At 69.8% G+C, this 849-nt stretch carries 1 protein-coding gene; it reads right to left on the bottom strand.

Features of this window, described 5'->3' with window-relative positions; genetic code table 11:
* Positions 1-849: NAD(P)/FAD-dependent oxidoreductase (locus AC1RU4_RS26225; protein WP_492894803.1), on the bottom strand; the 849-nt coding region annotated here is incomplete at both ends.

The following is an 849-nucleotide window of genomic DNA, read 5'->3' as shown; positions in this document are numbered from 1 at the left end:
CGCCCCGCCGGGGAACACGGTGCGCGGCACCGACTGATAGCCGCCCTCGGTGATCGCCCGCGCCCCATAGGACAGCCGCTTGGCGCCCTCGAAGGTCGGGCGGATCAGGGGATGCGTCTTGAAGCGCTGGAACTCCTCGAAGGGCGACAGATACGGGTTCGAATAGTTCAGGTGGACGACGAAGCCGACCACCGCCTGCCCGTCCTCGAGGTGATAGAGGAACGACCCGCCGCCGGTATCCGATGCCAGCGGCCAGCCGAAGGAATGCTGCACCAGCCCCGGCTGGTGTTTGGCCGGATCGAGCTGCCACAGCTCCTTCAGCCCGAGGCCGAACTTCGGCGGCTCGCGGCCCTCGTCGAGCTTGTAGCGGGCGATCAGCTGCTGGGAGAGCGAGCCGCGCGCGCCCTCGGCGAACAGCGTGTACTTGCCGCGCAGCTCCATGCCGCGCGCGAAATTGGGGCCGGGCTCGCCGTCGCGGCCGATGCCCATGTCGCCGGTGGCGATGCCGGCGACGGCGCCGTTCGCGTCGAACAGCAATTCGGCGGCGGCGAAGCCGGGATAGATCTCGACGCCGAGCGCCTCGGCCCTGCCGGCCAGCCAGCGGCAGACATTGCCGAGCGAGCCGACATAATTGCCGTGATTGTTCATCAGCGGCGGCATCAGGAAATTGGGCAGCCGCACGCCGCCGGCCGGGCCGAGCAGGTAGAAGCGGTCCTCGGTGACGGGCGTCTTCAGCGGCGCGTCGGGCGCGTCCCGCCAGTCCGGGAACAGCCGGTCGAGGCCGATCGGGTCGATCACCGCGCCGGACAGGATATGCGCGCCGACCTCCGAGCCCTTCTCCACCACCAC

Source organism: Ancylobacter sp. GW821-FHT10E12, from assembly GCF_058809335.1.
This window is presented reverse-complemented; position numbering and strand designations above follow the sequence as displayed.